17 protein-coding genes are annotated in these 18125 nt (G+C 66.0%); 10 read left to right on the top strand and 7 right to left on the bottom strand.

Annotated elements, in window-relative coordinates:
• A partial coding sequence (locus ATI53_RS20685; protein WP_146609983.1) for an integrase core domain-containing protein occupies positions 1 to 279 on the top strand: 279 nt, incomplete at its 5' end.
• 511 nt (positions 280 to 790) lie between these two features.
• Here the strand turns inward: ATI53_RS20685 and ATI53_RS20680 are convergent.
• Positions 791 to 1279, bottom strand: coding sequence for a hypothetical protein (locus ATI53_RS20680; RefSeq protein WP_146609982.1), 489 nt, complete (start codon positions 1277 to 1279; stop codon positions 791 to 793).
• A gap of 113 nt (positions 1280 to 1392) precedes the next feature.
• Between ATI53_RS20680 and ATI53_RS24255 the strand changes: the two genes are divergently transcribed.
• Positions 1393 to 1524, top strand: a complete 132-nt coding sequence (locus ATI53_RS24255) for a hypothetical protein (protein WP_276613133.1) — start codon at positions 1393 to 1395, stop codon at positions 1522 to 1524.
• A 539-nt stretch (positions 1525 to 2063) separates the two neighbouring features.
• Positions 2064 to 3572, top strand: a complete 1509-nt coding sequence (locus ATI53_RS20675; RefSeq protein ID WP_009506801.1) for a T6SS phospholipase effector Tle1-like catalytic domain-containing protein — start codon at positions 2064 to 2066, stop codon at positions 3570 to 3572.
• On the opposite strand, the gene ATI53_RS20670 is transcribed toward ATI53_RS20675, so the two are convergent.
• Positions 3553 to 5388: a phosphatidylglycerol lysyltransferase domain-containing protein gene (locus tag ATI53_RS20670; RefSeq protein ID WP_111551253.1), complete on the bottom strand. Its 1836-nt coding sequence runs from the start codon at positions 5386 to 5388 to the stop codon at positions 3553 to 3555. The two genes, ATI53_RS20675 and ATI53_RS20670, sit on opposite strands and share 20 nt — an antisense overlap.
• A gap of 161 nt (positions 5389 to 5549) precedes the next feature.
• On the opposite strand from ATI53_RS20670, the gene ATI53_RS20665 reads away from it, so the two are divergent.
• On the top strand, positions 5550 to 5960 hold the full coding sequence (locus ATI53_RS20665) for a GtrA family protein (protein WP_240778644.1): 411 nt from the start codon (positions 5550 to 5552) through the stop codon (positions 5958 to 5960).
• Positions 5961 to 5985: 25 nt separating this feature from the next.
• Here ATI53_RS20665 and ATI53_RS20660 read toward each other — a convergent pair whose 3' ends face one another.
• The 3 genes from ATI53_RS20660 to ATI53_RS20650 all read right to left on the bottom strand — a co-directional run bounded on the left by ATI53_RS20660 (position 5986) and on the right by ATI53_RS20650 (position 9410).
• On the bottom strand, positions 5986 to 7023 hold the full coding sequence (locus tag ATI53_RS20660) for a glycosyltransferase family 2 protein (RefSeq protein ID WP_009506798.1): 1038 nt from the start codon (positions 7021 to 7023) through the stop codon (positions 5986 to 5988).
• Between the two features lie 246 nt (positions 7024 to 7269).
• Positions 7270 to 7887: a 50S ribosomal protein L25/general stress protein Ctc gene (locus ATI53_RS20655; RefSeq protein WP_009506797.1), complete on the bottom strand. Its 618-nt coding sequence runs from the start codon at positions 7885 to 7887 to the stop codon at positions 7270 to 7272.
• Between the two features lie 356 nt (positions 7888 to 8243).
• Positions 8244 to 9410, bottom strand: a complete 1167-nt coding sequence (locus tag ATI53_RS20650) for an alpha-hydroxy acid oxidase (protein WP_009506795.1) — start codon at positions 9408 to 9410, stop codon at positions 8244 to 8246.
• Between the two features lie 190 nt (positions 9411 to 9600).
• Between ATI53_RS20650 and argC the strand changes: the two genes are divergently transcribed.
• Positions 9601 to 10545: an N-acetyl-gamma-glutamyl-phosphate reductase gene (gene argC, locus ATI53_RS20645; RefSeq protein WP_111551251.1), complete on the top strand. Its 945-nt coding sequence runs from the start codon at positions 9601 to 9603 to the stop codon at positions 10543 to 10545.
• 192 nt (positions 10546 to 10737) lie between these two features.
• On the opposite strand, the gene trpA is transcribed toward argC, so the two are convergent.
• Positions 10738 to 11529: a tryptophan synthase subunit alpha gene (gene trpA, locus ATI53_RS20640; RefSeq protein ID WP_111551250.1), complete on the bottom strand. Its 792-nt coding sequence runs from the start codon at positions 11527 to 11529 to the stop codon at positions 10738 to 10740.
• Between the two features lie 293 nt (positions 11530 to 11822).
• On the opposite strand from trpA, the gene ppk2 reads away from it, so the two are divergent.
• Positions 11823 to 12806, top strand: a complete 984-nt coding sequence (gene ppk2 / locus ATI53_RS20635) for a polyphosphate kinase 2 (RefSeq protein ID WP_009506792.1) — start codon at positions 11823 to 11825, stop codon at positions 12804 to 12806.
• A 6-nt stretch (positions 12807 to 12812) separates the two neighbouring features.
• Here ppk2 and ATI53_RS20630 read toward each other — a convergent pair whose 3' ends face one another.
• Positions 12813 to 13454 carry a TIGR02453 family protein gene (locus ATI53_RS20630; protein ID WP_111551249.1) on the bottom strand — a complete coding sequence of 214 codons (642 nt, stop codon included), beginning with the start codon at positions 13452 to 13454 and terminating at the stop codon, positions 12813 to 12815.
• 117 nt (positions 13455 to 13571) lie between these two features.
• Here ATI53_RS20630 and ATI53_RS20625 point away from each other — a divergent pair, with 117 nt between their 5' ends.
• The 4 genes from ATI53_RS20625 (at position 13572) to ychF (ending at position 17870) form a co-directional block, all read left to right on the top strand.
• On the top strand, positions 13572 to 14201 hold the full coding sequence (locus tag ATI53_RS20625; protein ID WP_111551248.1) for a DUF1007 family protein: 630 nt from the start codon (positions 13572 to 13574) through the stop codon (positions 14199 to 14201).
• On the top strand, positions 14189 to 15097 hold the full coding sequence (locus ATI53_RS20620; protein WP_009506789.1) for a nickel/cobalt transporter: 909 nt from the start codon (positions 14189 to 14191) through the stop codon (positions 15095 to 15097). Before ATI53_RS20625 ends, ATI53_RS20620 begins: the two co-directional genes overlap by 13 nt.
• Before the next feature lie 48 nt (positions 15098 to 15145).
• On the top strand, positions 15146 to 16513 hold the full coding sequence (locus ATI53_RS20615; protein ID WP_009506788.1) for an MATE family efflux transporter: 1368 nt from the start codon (positions 15146 to 15148) through the stop codon (positions 16511 to 16513).
• A gap of 259 nt (positions 16514 to 16772) precedes the next feature.
• Positions 16773 to 17870 (top strand): redox-regulated ATPase YchF, encoded by a 1098-nt coding sequence (gene ychF / locus ATI53_RS20610; protein WP_111551247.1) that lies wholly within the window; start codon positions 16773 to 16775, stop codon positions 17868 to 17870.
• The last annotated feature ends 255 nt before the right edge of the window (positions 17871 to 18125 follow it).

The following is an 18125-nucleotide window of genomic DNA, read 5'->3' as shown; positions in this document are numbered from 1 at the left end:
GACAACGGCCCAGAATACATCAGTGGAAAGCTGATGGAATGGGCTGAGAAGCAAGGTGTTCGGCTTGAACATATCCAGCCGGGCAAGCCCCAGCAGAACGCCTATATTGAGCGATACAACCGCACGGTTCGCGGTGAATGGCTGAGCCAATACATCTTTGAAACCATTGAGGAGGCACAAGATCAGGCAACCGAATGGCTCTGGACTTACAACAACGAGCGACCCAACATGGGCATTGGCGGCATAACACCCGCCATGAAACTTAAAATAGCCGCATGAATTCTACGGCTGGACCCCATTAAAAATGGGAGGATTACCACACGAGATCGGCTTCCGTGATTTCTCTCGCAACCGTCAAACCATTTTTCCTCAACCTCTCGGGACTTCCTGTCCAGTTCAGATCGAACTCATGCAGGTGGGTATCTGACACTTTTGCCCCAGACCATTCGGACGCTGGCCCTCTGATGTTTGAATGCCCTCCAGAAAGAGACCGCCAATCTATCCTCTCCATAGGAAGGCAGCGCCGACCCGGAGATTTTGCTATCCGCAACTCAAAGGTAACATTGCAGTCCGGGTAGGTTTCGTAACAACCGCCATGCAAGACCAACCCCGTTTCGGTTACGCCGCCGATTTCCAAGGGCGCGTCGAAGAAAACGTAACCCGTTTCTGCCTCTGGCCTCGACCAGCCGGGGAAGAAGCTAATCTCCTTCGTTGCTCGAAAAATCTTGAGGACGTCCACCATATGGCATGGATAGCCCCTCAAAAGTTCCGGCGCGAGTCAAAACTTGCGTCAAGGGGATACACCCCTAACAAATTGCTGGGCGAAATGAAAATGCAGCATCGGGGGCAGAACGGCGACAAGCACCGCAACAATCAGCGCCACAACCGTCGCAAGATGTGTGGCCGCGACCGGTACCGAAGAGGCAGTATGAAGGGGCGCGTTTTTCATGTTATTCCTGCGGCGTGGCGTGATCGAATGAATCCAGGGTGTCCTGCCCTTCGGGGGGGGATGGACAACGGCAGCAAACGCTTGCGCAGCGGGCGAAACAGCGGATGTCTGAACCAGATACAGGCTCTTGTGAAATGCCATGCCGGTTTGGGGCGCCGGGCCGTTTCGTGACCCGTCATCGGTTCGCGCGGACGGCTGTGGCAGGATGCCATCCGGCGCAAGACCCTTCTGGCGGCGCTTTTCCGTCGCGATCTGCCCCGGCGCGACAGCGCCGATGGATCCGCTGACGTTTTTAAGGATGTCAGCGGTTTTCGGATCGTTTGTCATCATCACAAGGCCCGTGTCTTCGAATGCCGCGCGCATCGCCTGTGCCACGTCGTCCGACAGCGCGCGCAGGATCTGCATCTGGTTTCGGACGCGGGTCGCAGTACGACCGCAGTACGATGCGCCCGCGTTCGCCGGGCGGCCAGGTCGGCAGCGTGCCCGCGTTCATGCCCGCAAGCTGGCGGGTGGTGGTGGTTCCGTCGGTCCGGGTTTCGGGCGATGTGACGATGACCGGCAGCGTGGTGGCATAAAGAGACGCGCCTCGATGACCGGTTCGATTTCGCTGTCCTTCAACGGGCGTGAACCGACCGTCGGATCAGGAACACCGGCGGCCGGTGCCGTGATTTCGACACCGCCGCCGGGGCTTGGCAGAATTTCGACCGTAGCACCGGGATTTCGCGTTTGGAACGCCCCGCCCGGATTGGCCATCGCGCCAAGCGCAACGCCGGCGCCGCCGGTCCGCAGCCTGTCGGCGCAGACAGGTTCAGCTGTCGCAAGACAGAGCGTCAGAGCCACCTCACATGCGCTTTCAATCGATTGGTATCTCATCGTCACTCCGGCAAAACTTGCGTCCATTCATATGTCGAAATGTGTAAATCTATGCTCACCGCCCGTGGGTCGAAGGCGCGGAAAGAGCCAAGGACTTTAGACATTTTTCGAACTGTCCGGTGCCGTGGAATGCTGCCGCCCGGACCGCCGCAGGGCCGGCCGGAATTTTCACCCTTGACGCGTGCGGGGCGGATGGCGGCATCCTGTGAGTGTTTCAACCGAAGTTATTGAGGATCCCGGAATGGCACGGCTGGTGATATGTTGCGACGGGACGTGGAACAGCCCCGAACAGGAGGTGAACGGTCTGCCGTCGCCGACGAATGTGGTCCGGCTGAAGGCGAGCCTTGTCAGGGCAGGGCCGGACGGGCTGGCGCAGACCGCCTATTACAGGTTTGGCGTCGGCACGTCGGGGGGTCTGTTGCGCCGCCTGCGTGAGGGCGGGTTGGGCATCGGTCTGGGCGAGGACATCAAGAGCGCCTATCACTGGCTTGCCACCACCTGGAAACCCGGCGACGCGCTGTTTCTGTTCGGGTTTTCCCGCGGCGCCTATGCGGTGCGCAGCCTTGCCGGGATGATCGCGCGCTGCGGGCTGCTGGATCTGGGCGCCGTTACGGGGGAATCCGCGCGCTGGGATCGGGTGGACGCGGCCTATGCCGCCTATCGGCGCCTGCCTGCGGGAACGGTGTGGGACACGCCGCTGCCCCGGGCGCTGGATGTGCCGATCCGCTTCATGGGCGTGTGGGATACCGTGGGCGCGCTGGGGATACCGCAGGATTTCGGCATCAACGTGTTGCGACGGGTCAGCCGGTACCGGTTTCACGACACGCATCTGGGAAAGTCGGTGCAGACCGCGCGCCACGCGCTGGCCATCGACGAGCGGCGGCAAAGCTTTTCCCCGACGCTGTGGCAGGGCCATGACGCGGGGCGCGACATCCGGCAGGTATGGTTTCCCGGCGTGCATGCCGACATCGGCGGCGGCTACCGGGAACGGGGGCTGGGGGATATTTCGCTGCGCTGGATGATCGACGAGGCGGCGGCCTGCGGGCTGACGTTCGATGCACGGGCGCTGTCGCAGATCGCGCCGGACGCGCGCGGCGTCAGGCATCGCTCCGCGCGGGGGATCTTTGCCGTTCTCGGGCGCCGGCGGCCCCGCGCGGTGCCCCGTCTTGATCTGCCGTCGGATGCGGTTCATCCCTGCGTTCAGGCCCGGCGGCAAAGCCCGCCGCTCGATCAACCGGACTATTGGCCCGAGCGCCGCCTGGACGGGACGGCGCGCCTGCCGGTCTTTGCCCGCGAACGCTGGAACGCCACCGGCCTCTGGCTGGACAAGGGCAACCGCTATCGCCTTGAGGCGTCAGGCGAATGGCTGGATCTGGGCATTCGCTGCACGCCGGCCGGGCCGGAACCGGGACAGGCGCTGTTCAAGGCGTTCTGGCTGCTGTCGGCGCCCTCGAACGCCCTGCAGACCCGGCTGCGGCGCAGGCCGGGCAATGGCAGCGCCGTGGTCTGGGGGGCCCGTCGCGCGGCGCATCTGCCGTGGTTCTCGCTGGTCGGCGTGATCGCCAACGGGCGCGGTGCGGATGAGGCGCGCGGCAAGGTGATCCCGCACGAGACCCTCGCCATCGGCGCGGGCGGCACGTTTTCACCCCGTCACAGCGGGTATCTTTATTGCTACGCCAATGATGTCTGGCGCCTTTACGGCAACAACCGGGGCAAGGTGACGCTGACCGTCACTCGTCTGGCGCCCTAGCCCCCGAATCCGCCTGGCGCATCGCAAGGATCATCAGCCCGCTGTTCGCGTCGCCGTGGGGCACCCGCGTCAGAAAATCGGGACGCTCGCCGGTTTCCAGCAGATGCCCGAAGCCGGTGAACCCGTGACGATGCAGCGTGGCCAGCTCGGGGTCGTCGGGGCACAGGACGACATAGTCGATGCCGGTGTCGACCAGCAAGGCCTTTGCTGCCTCGGGCGTGGCGGCCATGGTGATTTCAAGCTGGCGGCGCATGCCGGACTGGTTGCGGTGATAGGGGCCGGACAGGGTCCGGTGATCGCTGTGCAGCAGGATCTGGGCTCCGAAGTTCGACGGTGCCGACACCACGCCGGTCGGCAGCGCTGCCAGCGCGGACAGGGATTGGGGGGTAAAGCAGGCCCGCCTGTCCTTTCGGGGCGCAAGCGCGGCTTCGGCCGGCCCGGCAACGCGGCTTAGCACGGCGCTCGCCCCGTTTGAAAATTCGCCCCAGGTCATCGGCATCGCCAGCACGCAACAGGCGATCGCCCCGATCCCGGCAGCCGGGCGCCGCCTGGCCCGCCAGTCTTCGTGCAGGCGCGTGACGAGAACGCCCAGCACCGGGGCCGAGATCGCGAGCAGGGCCGGAGCTCCGCGCAACTGATAGATTGTGATGGTCAGCGCGCCCGCCAGCAGCACCGTCATCAGCAGCCAGTCGCCGCTTTTGCGCGCCCAGGCGAAACCGGCCGCGATCGTCATCGCCGCAAGGCCAAGGGCGTAGTAGCCGAACAGGTACGGCATGGCGGGTCCGGCGATCAGGTCGCCCAGGCTCCGCGCTTCGGTGACGAAGGTCAGCCAGCGGTCGACCAGATAGGGATCAAGCGACTCTAGCGGATTGTGCAGGCACGACGGCATCACCGCCAGCGCGAATGCCCCCACGGCGGCAAAAAGCGCCGCCAGGATGCCCGCCCGCACCGCAAGCGCGCGGCCCGATACGGCGTATGCGCAGGCGGCCATCGCGCCAAGTCCCAGCGCCGCGGGCAGCGCAAGATCGACCGACAGCGCGTCGCAAAAGCCCCCCGCGTAGGCCGAGGCGGGTGCGGTTGCGGGAAACAGCACCGCCAGCCCGCCAATGCCCCCACCGGCAAAGCGCAGCGTCGCGGCGCGCTCGGGCGTGCCGCGCGCCAGCCAGAATCCGACCATGCCGAAGGTGCAGACCGCCAGCAACGGCAGGGTTTCCACTCCGATGGCAAGCGAGGCAGCCAGCGCCGCCCCGGCGCCTGCGGGCAGCGCGCGGCTGTCGTGGCGTCCCAGAACGCCCAGCATCGTAACCAGCAACAGCACGATCTGCACGTTATGATGGTCGATGGCGCCGGGCAGAAACCGCGCTTCCTGCAACATCATGAATCCCGACAGCGCCGCGGCAAGGGGCGCCGCGCGCGGCCCGTGCAGGGTTGCGGCGATGCGCCCGACAAGCCACATGACAAGGCCCAGCATGATCAGAGGCCAGGCGACGATCACCAGGTATTCGGCCCTGGCGCGGCTGGTGAACAGATCCAGCAGCAGAATGAGCCCGGCAATCGGCGCGTCGATCAGACGCGACCAGTGCATTTCGAACCCGCCTTCCAGCCCAAGCCGCGTCTGATCCAGATCGAACCAGGGCTGACCATTCAGCAGGTCGCGCACCTCGACCAGTCGCATGGCTGAATCGTTCGTCATGCCGACCAGAAATTCGGGCAGGCCGGTGATCTTGCTGATCGTGATGGCGCAAAGGTAGATGAAAACGGCGACAGGAATCCATCGCAGTCGGTCGTGGCAAAGGGGCGTTCGGGTCTGGCTCATCGGGGCTGCTCGTGTTCAAGGGAAGCGGGCGTGCCGCTTTCGGTATCATTTGAAAAGGCGTGATCCGCATGCCACGACGGGGCAAGAAGTGCAGGCAATGCTTGATCTTGCCGGCGCCCTGCGTGCATCAATTGCCGCGCTTCACCCTGCGAGATCCGCCCGTGCCCCAATCGCGCCAAGCCCCAAAACCCGCCACGCGCCGCCATCTGGTCGGCTTTGCCGTTGCGGGCGGGCTTGGGTTCGCGACGGACGCGGGCGTTCTGATGCTGGGCACAATGCTGGGGCTGAGCCCGGCGCTGGCGCGGCTGCCCTCGTTCCTGGCGGCGGTGCTGGTCACCTGGGGCGTCAACCGCAGGCTGACCTTCCGCACCGCTGCGGCGCCGACGCTGCGCGAATTCCTGTCCTATCTCGCAGCCATGGCGCTGGGGCTGGCGGTCAATTACACGGCGTTCCTGGCGGTGCTGAGCGTCAGCGACATCGCCCGCGCGCTGCCCGTGCTGGCGCTGGTTCCCGCCACGGCGGCGGGAATGGTGGTCAATTTCATTTCGGCGCGACACGTTCTGAATCGCTAGGATCATCACCGCCCCCGGTTTACCCTCAGCCCCGAGGGCCGGGGATGTGACGGCCCTCGGGGCCTGCAATCTGAAGATAGGTCATGTAACGCGCCTCGCGTCGGCCCCGCGCCACGGTTTCCAGGATTACCGCGCAAACCAGTGACAGCGCCGCCAGCCCGATCCCGGTCAGCGACACCAACAGCGACGGGAACCGCGCGACCAGCCCGGTTTCGATGAATTCCGCCAGGATCGACACGAACACCGCCGCCGAGGGCAGCGCCAGGATTCCGGCCACCGCGGCGAAGAACTGCAGCGGCTTTTCCTCTTTGACCAGCAGGCCGATCATCTTGAGAATGCGGAAACCGTCGCGATAGGTGCTGAGCTTGGACGTCGAGTTGTCGGGCCGCGCGCAATAGGGCGTTTCGATCTCATCGGCGGGCATGCGCAGTTGCAGCGTGTGCACGGTCAGTTCGGTTTCGATCTCGAACCCCTGGCTGAGCGCCGGAAAGCTTTTGACAAAGCGGCGCGAAAACACCCGGTAGCCCGACAGCATGTCCTTGAACTGGCGCGAGAACAGCGTTTGAACCAGCCCTGTCAGCAGCCGGTTGCCGAACCTGTGTCCGGCGCGATAGGCGGCCGCGTCGGTGCTGAGGCGTGCGCCGTTGACCATGTCGAGCTTGTCGTCGATCAGCCGCGCGATCATCGCCGGGGCGCTGGAGGCATCGTAGGTCGCATCGCCATCGGCCATGACATAGACGTCAGCCTCGACGTCGGCGAACATGCGGCGCACGACGTTGCCCTTGCCCTTGCGCGGTTCGAACCGGACGATGGCACCGGCGTTGCGGGCGACCTGGGCAGTGCCATCGGTCGACTTGTTGTCATAGACATAGATCTGCGCCCGTGGCAGCGCGGCGCGGAACTGGCGCACGGTCTGGCCAATGGCGGCGGCCTCGTTATGGCAGGGCAGGATGACCGCCACGCGGGGGCCGCGATCGGGGCGGGGCGCGCTGTGAGCGACGTGATCAAGCAGTCCGGGACCGTTCGCCAAATCCTGCGCGTAGGGTGCTGCGTAATCCTTCATTCCCGTGCCCTTTTCCGGTCGATTTCCGGCCGATCCGTCCGTTCCGGGCGGAACGTCGCCCCTGGCCGCTAGCGGCGTTGTCAATCGGGCATAAAGAGGCAATCGGGCGCCGGTTGGCCGCGATTGTGGCACAAGCGGTGTTTTTCCCGGGGCTTTCGCGGATCGCGGGGGCGGGCAGGCGGACAAACGCAAAACGGCCCCGCCGATCGCTGGCGGGGCCGTCGAAAGCTGTCGAAATGCCGGAGCTTATTCTTCGGCGGTCTCTTCGGGCTCGTCGTCAGCCGCGGCTTTCAGGCCGCGCGGCGCCGAGATGTTGGCGATGACGAAATCGCGGTCGATGGTCGGTCGCGCGCCTTCGGGCAGCACCACGTCCGAGATGTGGATCACGTCGCCGATGTCCTTGCCCTCAAGATCCACGGTGATGTGGTCGGGGATGTCGCCAGCCAGCACGTTCAGCTCGACTTCCTGACGCACGATGGTCAGCACGCCACCCTTCTTGATGCCGGGGGCCTTGTCCTCGTTGATGAAATCAACGTGGATATAAAGAGCGATCCGGCTGGTGCGGCGCAAGCGCATCAGGTCGAAATGGGTCGGAAGGTCCTTGACCACGTCCCGCTGCACGTCGCGGCAGATCACGCGGACATCGTCCTTGCCTTCCATCTTCAGATTGAACAGCGTCGACTTGAAGCGGCCTGCCTTCAGGCGCTTGAGCAGGACGTTGAAGGGCATCTGGATGGCCAGGGGGTCGCCCTCGCCACCGAAAAGGATGCCCGGAACCATGCCATCGCGGCGGGCCTGCCGAGCGGCGCCCTTGCCCGTCCCCGACCGTTCCAGGACTTCGAGATCAGGAATCTCACCAGCCATGTCGTATCTCCATATGATAAGGGCGGGGTGCCTCCAAGGCTGTCACCCCGCATAAGAGCCGCCCCATTAGACTGGATTGGCGGCTTTCTCAACTGCTTTCTGCGCAGCCGATCACCGACAGGCGGGCGATCACGGGCGCGGCCGGCATCGCCGCCACCGCGCTGCGGGTCGAAATCGTCATCGCCGGGCCGACGGCCCGTCCGACAGCGCACCGCGCGGGGTTTTCGCCCGCCCGCCGTTCATCGGCGGATTGACCGGCGCCGTCGGTCTGCCTGCCGCGTTCTGCGCGGTGGCGGCGATTCTCACAATCGGTCCGCCGGTCATCCCCCCGCGGCCGGGCCGCGTGCCGCCACGTCTCAGTCTTCCCAGTCGCCCGAAAAGCCGCGCGGGATCATCAGGATGTCCCGGTCCAGCGCACGGACGTCCGTGCGGCCGCACAGCCCCATGGACACGTCCAGCTCCTTGTGGATGACGCGCAGCGCCTCGGACACGCCCCGCTCGCCCATGGCGCCAAGACCATAGACATAGGCCCGCCCGATCCAGCACCCCTTGGCGCCCATGGCGAGGGCCTTGAGCACGTCCTGGCCCGACCGCACGCCGCTGTCGAGGTGCACCTCGATCCGGTCGCCCACCGCATCCATGATGGGCCCGAGCGCGCGGATCGAACTCAGCGCGCCGTCCAGCTGCCGCCCGCCGTGGTTGCTGACCACGATGGCATCGGCACCGACATTGCACGCCTCCAGCGCGTCGCGCGGGTCCATGATGCCCTTGATGATCAGCGGGCCGTCCCACATCCGGCGGAATTCGCGGATGCGGTCCCAGTTCAGCCCCTGGTCGAAATTGTGATGCGTCCAGTCGCTGAGGCTGCTGGCATCGCCGACGCCCTTGGCGTGACCGACGATATTGCCGAAGAACCGCCGCTTGGTCCGAAGCATTTCCAGCCCCCAGGGCACACGCCAGCTCATGTCTGCGATGGATTTCGCAGTCAGCTTGGGCGGGGCGGACAGCCCGTTCTTGATATCCTTGTGGCGCTGCCCCAGCATCTGCAGATCGACCGTGATGACCGCCGCGGAACATTTCGCCGCCCTGGCCCGGTCAAACAGCCGCTGGGTGTAATCGTCGTCCTTCATCGTGTAGACCTGCAACCAGAACGGCGCGTCGGTGTTTTCGGCCACATCTTCGATCGAACAGATGGACATGGTCGAAAGACAATAGGGAACGCCGAACTTTCCGGCGGCACGGGCGGCGTGAATTTCACCGTCGGCGTGCTGCATGCCGGTCATCCCGACGGGTGCCAGCGCCACCGGCATCGCCACGTCCTGACCGATCATCTGCGACGCCGTGCTGCGCCCGGTCATGTCGATCGCCACGCGCTGACGCAGATAGATCTGCTCGAAATCCGACAGGTTCTCGCGAAAGGTCTGTTCGCTCCAGCTGCCGCTTTCGCAATAGTCATAGAACATCTTGGGCACGCGGCGTTTGTAGATGCGCCTGAGGTCCTCGATCTCGGTGATCACGGGCATGAGGCCCTCCCTTTCTTCAAACCGGTCAGGTTTTCTTACCGCCTTGGCGCATATGGCGCAATCTTCTCGCGCGAATACCGCGATGTGCGCGCCACATATGTCCAAAGCCGCGCCGGGCCGTCACGATACCACGCGTTTCCATCACCCCCGCGCTGTGCTAAGGGGCGATCATGCATCAACGGAGGCACACATGGCCTGGAAAGTGTTCATCGACGGCGAAGCCGGCACAACGGGATTGCAGATTCGCGAGCGCCTTGCGGCGCGCGCCGACATCTTGCTGGTTCATCTGCCGCACGAGCTGCGAAAGGACACGGGCGCGCGCTCCGATGCGCTGGCCGAGGCCGATGTGGCGATCCTGTGCCTGCCCGATGACGCCGCGCGCGAAACGGTGGCGCTGTCGGAACCGCACGGCACCCGGATCATTGATGCGTCCACCGCGCACCGGGTGGCCGATGGCTGGGCCTACGGCTTTCCCGAAATGGCAAAGGGCCAGCGCGAGGCGATCGCGGCGGCGCGGCTGGTGTCCAATCCCGGCTGCTGGTCGACCTGCGCCATCGCGCTGATTCGCCCGCTGGTCGACGCTGGCGTGCTGGCCCCCGATGCCGCGCTGGCGATCTCGGGTGTGTCCGGATACACCGGTGGCGGCAAGGCGATGATCGCGGAATTCGACTCTGGCGAAACAAGCGGTGGCTTTCTCTATGCGGCGTCCCAGGGTCACAAGCACCTGCCCGAAATCGGCAGGCACGGGCTGCTCACCGCCGCCCCGGTGTTCGTTCCCTCTGTCGGGGATTACGCGCAGGGCATGGCGGTGGCGGTTCAGCTTCCCCGGCTTGGCGCCGACGGGATGGCCGCCGCGCAGGCCGCGCTTGAAGCCGCCTATGCGCGGGAACGGTTCGTCTCCGTGGTCGCGCCGTCGGTTCACGAACCCCGCGTGATGCCCCAGCGGCTGAACGGCACCAACCGGCTTGAACTGTCGGTGCATGGCAATCCCGGATCGGGGGCGGCGGTTCTGGTGGCGGTGCTGGATAACCTCGGCAAGGGCGCGTCGGGCGCGGCGGTTCAGAACCTGAACATCATGCTGGGCTGTGACGAGGGCGCGGGCCTTGAGGGCGCCGCGCGCATCGCCGCGCAATAGGCCGCTCGCGGGAATCAGGCGCGACGGTCATCAGGCGCGACGGGCACAGGGGGCGCTGCCCCCGCCCTTCGGGCCCCCCGGAGTTCAAGGGGCAAGATGAAGCCGGGGCGCGGCGCCTTGTCTTCATCCTGCCGAGCACATGCCTGCCCGAGCCATGCCGGAGGTTGCGCGGTGCCGGGACGGGGTGCGCAGTCAGGCGCGGTGGGCGCCATCCGCAAGGGTTTTGACGAAGGACAGCACATCGGCTGCGGTTTTGCCGTCTGCCTGCGCCGCCACGATGGCCGAGCCGACGACGCAGCCATCGGCGACGCCCGCGATGCCCTGCGCCGCGTCGGGCGTGCGGATGCCGAAGCCGACGATGACCGGAAGGTCGGTCGCCGCCTTGATGCGGGCGACTTCGGGCGCAACATCGCCTGCCTGTGCGGCCGCAGCGCCGGTGATGCCGGTGATCGACACATAGTACACGAAGCCCGAGGTGTTTTGCAGCACCTTGGGCAGGCGCGTGTCGTCGGTGGTGGGGGTTGCGAGGCGAATGAAATTCAGGCCCGCGGCCTGGGCGGGAAGGCACAGTTCCTCGTCTTCCTCGGGGGGCAGATCGACCACGATCAGCCCGTCGACGCCGGCCTCCCTGGCATCGACCAGAAAGCGGTCGACACCATGGTTGTAGATCGGGTTGTAATATCCCATCATCACGATGGGCGTGGTATCGTCGCCGGCGCGGAAATCGCGCACCAGTTGCAGCGTGCGGTTCAGCGTCATCCCCGATTCGAGCGCGCGCTGCCCGGCCAGCTGGATCGTTTCGCCATCGGCCATGGGGTCGGTGAAGGGCAGGCCCAGTTCGATCACGTCGACCCCGGCGCCCGGCAGTCCGCGCACCAGATCCAGCGAGCGCTCGTAATCAGGGTCGCCCGCCATGACATAGGCCACGAAAGCCTTTTTCCCTTCGGCCCTGAGGGCGGCGAACGTCGCGTCGATGCGGGTCATGGTCGTGCCTTTCTGATGTCGCGCGCAGGTCTGCCGGATTGGAGGGCGGAAATCAATGGTCCGCGCGGGGCGCGCCGGGCTTTGTTGATACGGGTCAAGGTGGCGGGAGGTCCCGGCGGGTACGGTCCCTGTGGACCACAGGTTGCGGTTCAGGCCCGGAACGCGGGCCCCGACTACAGGCCATAGATTCTGGCCCTAGATTCTGGCCCACAATACCGGCCCCAAATGCTGGCGCAAAATCTGGCCCGGAACACACGTCCGGCATACGCGCCAGAACACAGGAAAGGACCCGCATGACCGACACGCCCGATCCGACCCCGTTGCCCGGCCCTGGCCCCGCCGCCCCGCTTGCGGTGAACGACACCGCCCCCGCCAAAGCCGTCGATCAGTCGCGACAGGCGCGCATCCGCCGTCACGCGCCCACCCCGGACGAAATCCGCCGCGCCTTTGAAACCGGCGAATACCCTTATGACACCAAGCTGTCGCGCCGCAGCTACGAACGCCAAAAGGCGCTGATCCAGGCCGAGCTGCTCAAGGCGCAGCTCTGGGTGCAGCAGACCGGGCAGAAGTTCGTGCTGTTGTTCGAAGGGCGCGACGCTGCCGGAAAGGGCGGCACGATCAAGCGGTTCACGGAACATCTCAACCCCCGGCACGCCCGCGTCGTGGCGCTGGACAGGCCTACCGAGGAAGAGCGGGGCCAGTGGTATTTCCAGCGCTATATCGAACATCTGCCAACCGCCGGGGAAATCGTGCTGTATGACCGATCCTGGTACAACCGGGCCGGGGTCGAGCGGGTGATGGGATTTTGCGAGCCCAACGACTACCTGGAGTTCATGCGCCAGACCCCTGACCTGGAACGGATGTTCGTCCGCTCCGGCATCAAGCTTTACAAATACTGGTTTTCAGTGACGCGGGACGAACAGAAACGCCGCTTTGAAAGCCGCGAGACCGATCCGCTGAAACAGTGGAAGCTGTCGCCCATCGACAAGGCCAGCCTCGACAAGTGGGAGGATTACACCGAAGCCAAGGAGGCGATGTTCTTTTATACCGACACGGCGGATTCGCCCTGGGTGGTGGTCAAATCCAACGACAAGAAACGCGCCCGGCTGAATTGCATGCGCCATTTTCTGTCGACGCTGGATTATCCGGGCAAGGACCGCCACATCGCCACCGCGCCCGATCCGCTGATCGTGGGAGGGGCGGGGCATGTGATCCACCGTTCGGAGCATATCCTTGGCACCGCGCTGCACCCGGATGCCCGGCGCAGCGCGCCCTGACACCCCCTAAAGCGCGCGGTCCAGCCAGTCGTGAATTGGGGCGAGCCGGTCGAACGCGGTCAGCAGCGCGGCCTCGGGATCGTCGCACAGCGCACCATAGAGCCCGTCGATCCAGACAACGCAGCCGGTGCGCCGCAGCAGATCCGCATGGGGGTGATCGCAGGCGAACGGTTCGGGCGGGGCATCCAGCTCGGGCGGGTCAAGCCTGGCGTTCAGATCGTGCAGAAGCGCTGCCAGCGCGTCGCCCTGCGGCCCGTCGATCGCCGTGGCCCAGTCTCGGGCCTGGGCGTTGTCGAATTGCATGACCCCGGTGCCGGCGGCGGCATACTCGGGCGACAGGCCGAAATACCAGGCGTGCCCGTCCGGAGGTGTCCATGACGCGTGCAGATGGGTGTAAAACGGGGTCTTGTCTTCGGAACGGCGCACATCGCGATGCAGGCGGAACAACTTGGCGCGCACCGTGCTGTGGGTCTGGCCGGCCAGGGCGGTGGCAACCCGCGCGACCAGATGTTCGGCGGGGCGGCGGACCTCGGCATCATAGCGCGGCTTTTCGGCGCGAAACCAGTCGCGATCGTTATGCGCTGCGAGATCCGTCAGAAAGCCGCGGGCACGCGGTGCGAAATCGCTTCGCTCGTCCTGGGTTGTCATCGGCCCCCCATTGCACAATGTGACTCGAATTCTATCGTTTCGTTCCTTACCCTGAGGCCGGGCAGCTCGTACCGCCCTTGCCCATCAACCCCTTCGCAACAGGACCGGTTCCCCGAAATGCGCCTCTGTCTTGCCGTCCTTTCGCTTCTGCTGCCCGCCGCGGGCGCCGGGGCGCATCCTCATATCTTTGTCGATACCGCGCTGCGGCTTGACGTGACCGACGCGCGCGAGGTGACCGGGGTGACGGTCAGCTGGGCCTATGACGAGTTCTTCACGCTGCTGCTGTTCGAGGACATGGGGCTGGACCCGGACGGCGACGGTGTGCTCAGCGACCCGGAGATGAATGAATTGCAGGGGTTCGAAATGGCCAACTGGCCATCCGACTACGAAGGCGACCTGTATCTGGAAAGCGGCGGCGCGCCGGTCGCTCTTGGCCCGCCGCAGGCACGCGGTGTGCGTGTGGTGGACGGGCGCATCCTGTCCGACCATTACCGCCCGCTGGCCGCGCCCGTTCCGGCGCAGGGTCTGCATATCGCGCAGTACGATCCCACCTATTACATCGCCTACACCCTTGGGCGCGGGGTCGAGATCGACGGTCCGTGCGAGGCGTCGGTGCGCGATCCCGACCTGGACGATGCGGCGCGCGCGATGAAACAGGAACTGGCCACGATCCCCGAAGACGGCATGACCGAGCTTCTGGCCGGGCATCTCTATGCGCAGCAGGTCATGGTCACATGCGCGCCCTAGCCATCGCCGCCGCGGTGGCGGGCGGGGCGCTTGCGCTGTGGCTCTGGGGTTTTGGCGGGGCCGAGGTCGTGGCCCAGGCCGCCGCCCAAGGGCAGCACAGCGCGCAGGTCTCCATGGCCCGCGCGCTGCGGGCATTGCGCGCGGGCGAGCCGGGGGCGCTGGCGACGCTGACGGGGCTCTGCTTTGCCTATGGCGTGTTCCATGCGGCGGGGCCGGGGCATGGCAAGCTGCTGATCGGAGGATATGGCATCGGGCGGCGCGTGCCGCTGCGCAAGCTCGCCGGGCTGGCGCTGGTGTCAAGCCTGGCGCAGGCGGGGGTGGCGATCGCGGTGGTCTATACGGGGGCGGCGGTGCTGGGGCTGGGGCGGCGGGCGCTGACCGATGCCGCCGAGGACTGGTTCGCCCCGGCAAGCTATGTCGCCATCGGTCTTGTCGGGCTGTGGCTGGTGGTGCGGGGCGCGCGAAAGCTGGGCGCGGTCGGGACCGGGGCGCATCATGGCGTGCATGACCACCCCGATGACCACCGCTGCGCGGACTGCGGCCATGCCCATGGCCCCAGCCCCGACCAGATGGCCGAGGTTCACAGCCTGCGCGACGCGGCGGTGCTGATCGGCGCCATTGCCATACGCCCCTGCACCGGAGCGTTGTTCCTGCTGATCCTGACGTGGCGGATGGGGCTGGATGTCGCGGGCATCCTTGGCGCGGTCGCGATGGGGATGGGCACGGCGACGATCACCGTCGGGGTGGCGCTGGCCTCGGTCTCGGTGCGCGAAGGCGCGCTGATGCACATGGCCAGCGGCCCGTCCGCGCGGCGCGTCATGGGCGGTATCGAGACGGCGGCGGGGCTGGTGATCGCACTGCTGGCGTTCCAGATCGCCGGGCGGACGGTGTTCTAGGCGCGGGGCATCTTGCCGGGGCACCCCGCCCGATATAGAGGCGATGTCATGACCGCCCCCCTTTCATATGGCGCCCATGCAAGGGCCATTCTGCGGCTCGGCCTGCCGCTGATCGGCGGCCATCTGGCGCAATTGTCGATCAGCTTTACCGACGCGGCGATGATCGGGCGCTATGGCGTGCCGGAGTTGGCGGCGCTGACGCTGTCCACCACGGTGTTCTCGGTGTTCTTTCTGTTCGGGTCGGGCTTTGCCTGGGCGGTCATGCCCATGGTCGCGCAGGCCGCGACAGCGGATGACGACACGCGCATACGCCGCGTCACGCGCATGGGGCTGTGGCTGTCGGGGGCGTTCTTCGCAATGGCCATGCCGGTGATGTGGTTTGCCGAACCGATCCTGAACGCGCTGGGCCAGAACCCGCAGGTGGCCGCCGGGGCGGGGGACTATCTGCGCATCGCCGGCGTGGGCCTGTTGCCGGCGCTGGCGACGATGGTGCTGAAAAGCTACCTTGCGGCGCTGGAACGCACCCGCGTGGTGTTCTGGATCACGGTGGCGGCGGCGCTGGCAAACGGGGCGGCGAACTATGCGCTGATCTTTGGCCATTGGGGCGCGCCCGAACTGGGCATCCGCGGCGCCGCCATCGCCAGCCTGCTTGCGCATGGCGTGTCGCTGGCCGGAGTCATCGCCTATGCACGCCTGCGCCTGCCGCAATATCCGCTCTGGCAGCGGTTCTGGCGCCCCGACCCCGAAGCCATGGCCGAAGTCTTTGCCCTTGGCTGGCCCATCGGGTTGACCACGCTGGCCGAGGTCGGGTTGTTCGCGGCCACCTCGATCTTTATCGGCTGGTTCGGCACCGCGCCGCTGGCGGCGCATGGCATCGCGCTACAGATTTCGTCGGCCACCTTCATGGTGCATCTGGGGCTGGCCAACGTGGCGACGGTGCGCGCGGGGCAGGCGCGGGGGCGCAATGCCGGGGCGTTTCTGGAACGCGACGCCAGAACGGCGCTGGGGCTGTCGGTCGTCGCGGTGGCGATCACCGTGGCGCTGTTCGTGCTGATCCCCGAACGGCTGATCGCGCTGTTTCTCTCGCCGGACGACCCCGAGCGCGACGCCATCCTGCCGATCGGCGTCGCGCTGTTGATGATGGCGGCAGTGTTCCAGCTGGTGGACGCGTTGCAGGTGGTGACGCTGGGCTTGCTGCGCGGGTTGCAGGACACGCGCGCGCCAATGCTGATCGCGGGGCTGTCCTATTGGGGGCTGGGGTTGCCGTCGGCCTGGGCGCTGGGGCTGGTGGCGGGATGGGGCCCGGTGGGCATCTGGTCGGGGCTGTGCATCGGGCTGGGGGCCGCTGCGGTGCTGCTGCTGCACCGTTTCTGGTGGGGCGCTGTTCCGGCGCTGAGGGCCACGTCCCGGCCATGACCATCCGCCGGTTCCCGAGGCGGGCGGTCAATGTGCCGACCCCGGGGTGCTCAAGGTCGGGGGTTCGGAGCACCGTGCCGTTGCCTCGCAGCAGGTTGCCCGGAAACAACAGGTGGATCGCAAAGCGCATTTCTCTCTTTTCACGACAGGCATCGACACCCGCATGACCCACGGCCCCGCCCTTCGCCATCCCGCCACGCTTGCGCTTGCGCCGATCCCCGCCTAGAAGGCGCGAAACCTCAGGCATCAGGAGCAGCACATGGGTTTCCGCATGGGCATCGTGGGTCTGCCGAACGTCGGCAAATCGACCCTCTTCAACGCGCTGACCAGAACCGCCGCGGCGCAGGCGGCGAATTTTCCCTTCTGCACGATCGAACCCAACGTGGGCGAGGTCGCGGTCCCGGACGCACGGCTCGACACGCTGGCGCGCATCGCGCAGTCCAAAAGCATCATCCCCACCAGGATGACCTTTGTCGACATCGCGGGACTGGTCAAAGGCGCGTCCAAGGGCGAAGGGCTTGGCAACCAGTTCCTGGCCAACATCCGCGAAACCGATGCCATCGCTCATGTGCTGCGCTGTTTCGAAGACGATGACGTGACCCATGTCGATGGCCGCGTCGACCCGGTCAGCGACGCCGAAACCATCGAAACCGAACTGATTATCGCCGACATGGAAAGCCTGGAAAAACGGCTGACCAACATCACCCGCAAGGTGCGCGGCGGCGACAAGGACGCGGTCCAGCAGGAACGGCTGATGAGGGATGCGCTTGCGATGCTCGAACAGGGCAAGCCCGCGCGCGCGGTCGAGGTCGACGACGATGACGTCAGGCAATGGCGCATGCTGCAACTGCTGACGGCCAAGCCGGTGCTTTACGTCTGCAACGTCGATGAATCCGAGGCCGCGACCGGCAACGCGCTGTCGCAAGCGGTCGCCACCATGGCCGCCGAGCAGGGCAACAGCCATGTCGTGATCTCGGCCAAGATCGAAGAGGAGATCAGCCAGCTCGACCCGGAAGAGGCCGAGATGTTCCTGTCGGAACTGGGTCTCGAAGAAGCGGGTCTCGACCGGCTGATCCGCGCGGGCTATGAACTGCTTCACCTTGAAACCTATTTCACCGTCGGCCCGAAAGAGGCCCGCGCCTGGACGATCCGCAAGGGCACGCAGGCCCCGCAGGCGGCCGGGGTGATCCACGGCGATTTCGAAAAGGGATTCATCCGCGCCGAAACCATCGCCTATGATGATTTCATCGCAGCGGGGGGCGAGCAACCCGCCAAGGAAGCGGGCAAGATGCGCGCCGAGGGCAAGACCTACACGGTCAAGGACGGTGACGTCCTGCACTTTCTGTTCAATACCTGAGCGATGTTCCACGGCGCCGCCGACCGCGCGGCGCCTGCGCTTGTTCCGGCCGAAAACGCCCCGGGCGGGGGCGGGGCTGGCCCCCCCCGCGCACCTTACCTGTCCGGCAAAGGAAGGTAAGCATCCGGCGTAGGCTGCGGTCATGTAGCGAGTTGGCGCTGCGATGTCTGCCAATTCCATGGCAGAAGGTCCGGCACCCGTGAAGCCGTTGTGTTGGGGAGCTTGTCGCGGACGTCGGCGCGCCAAGCTTGCGGG

This window comes from Salipiger aestuarii (genome assembly GCF_003259905.1).
GTDB classification, from domain to species: domain Bacteria; phylum Pseudomonadota; class Alphaproteobacteria; order Rhodobacterales; family Rhodobacteraceae; genus Salipiger; species Salipiger aestuarii.
The sequence above is the reverse complement of the archived record's forward strand: the minus strand, read 5'-3'. Positions and strand labels throughout refer to the sequence as shown.

Excerpts from the sequence above, each read along its gene's own strand:
- ychF (WP_111551247.1), top strand. The coding sequence starts at position 16,773 with ATGGGTTTCCGCATGGGCATCGTGGGTCTGCCGAACGTCGGCAAATCG.
- argC (WP_111551251.1), top strand. The coding sequence starts at position 9,601 with ATGGCCTGGAAAGTGTTCATCGACGGCGAAGCCGGCACAACGGGATTG.
- ATI53_RS20620 (WP_009506789.1), top strand. The coding sequence starts at position 14,189 with ATGCGCGCCCTAGCCATCGCCGCCGCGGTGGCGGGCGGGGCGCTTGCG.
- ATI53_RS20660 (WP_009506798.1), bottom strand. The coding sequence starts at position 7,023 with ATGAAGGATTACGCAGCACCCTACGCGCAGGATTTGGCGAACGGTCCC.
- ATI53_RS20655 (WP_009506797.1), bottom strand. The coding sequence starts at position 7,887 with ATGGCTGGTGAGATTCCTGATCTCGAAGTCCTGGAACGGTCGGGGACG.
- ppk2 (WP_009506792.1), top strand. The coding sequence starts at position 11,823 with ATGACCGACACGCCCGATCCGACCCCGTTGCCCGGCCCTGGCCCCGCC.
- ATI53_RS20630 (WP_111551249.1), bottom strand. The coding sequence starts at position 13,454 with ATGACAACCCAGGACGAGCGAAGCGATTTCGCACCGCGTGCCCGCGGC.
- ATI53_RS20650 (WP_009506795.1), bottom strand. The coding sequence starts at position 9,410 with ATGCCCGTGATCACCGAGATCGAGGACCTCAGGCGCATCTACAAACGC.
- ATI53_RS20680 (WP_146609982.1), bottom strand. The coding sequence starts at position 1,279 with ATGATGACAAACGATCCGAAAACCGCTGACATCCTTAAAAACGTCAGC.
- ATI53_RS20670 (WP_111551253.1), bottom strand. The coding sequence starts at position 5,388 with ATGAGCCAGACCCGAACGCCCCTTTGCCACGACCGACTGCGATGGATT.
- ATI53_RS20615 (WP_009506788.1), top strand. The coding sequence starts at position 15,146 with ATGACCGCCCCCCTTTCATATGGCGCCCATGCAAGGGCCATTCTGCGG.
- ATI53_RS20675 (WP_009506801.1), top strand. The coding sequence starts at position 2,064 with ATGGCACGGCTGGTGATATGTTGCGACGGGACGTGGAACAGCCCCGAA.
- ATI53_RS20625 (WP_111551248.1), top strand. The coding sequence starts at position 13,572 with ATGCGCCTCTGTCTTGCCGTCCTTTCGCTTCTGCTGCCCGCCGCGGGC.
- ATI53_RS24255 (WP_276613133.1), top strand. The coding sequence starts at position 1,393 with ATGCGCCCGCGTTCGCCGGGCGGCCAGGTCGGCAGCGTGCCCGCGTTC.
- trpA (WP_111551250.1), bottom strand. The coding sequence starts at position 11,529 with ATGACCCGCATCGACGCGACGTTCGCCGCCCTCAGGGCCGAAGGGAAA.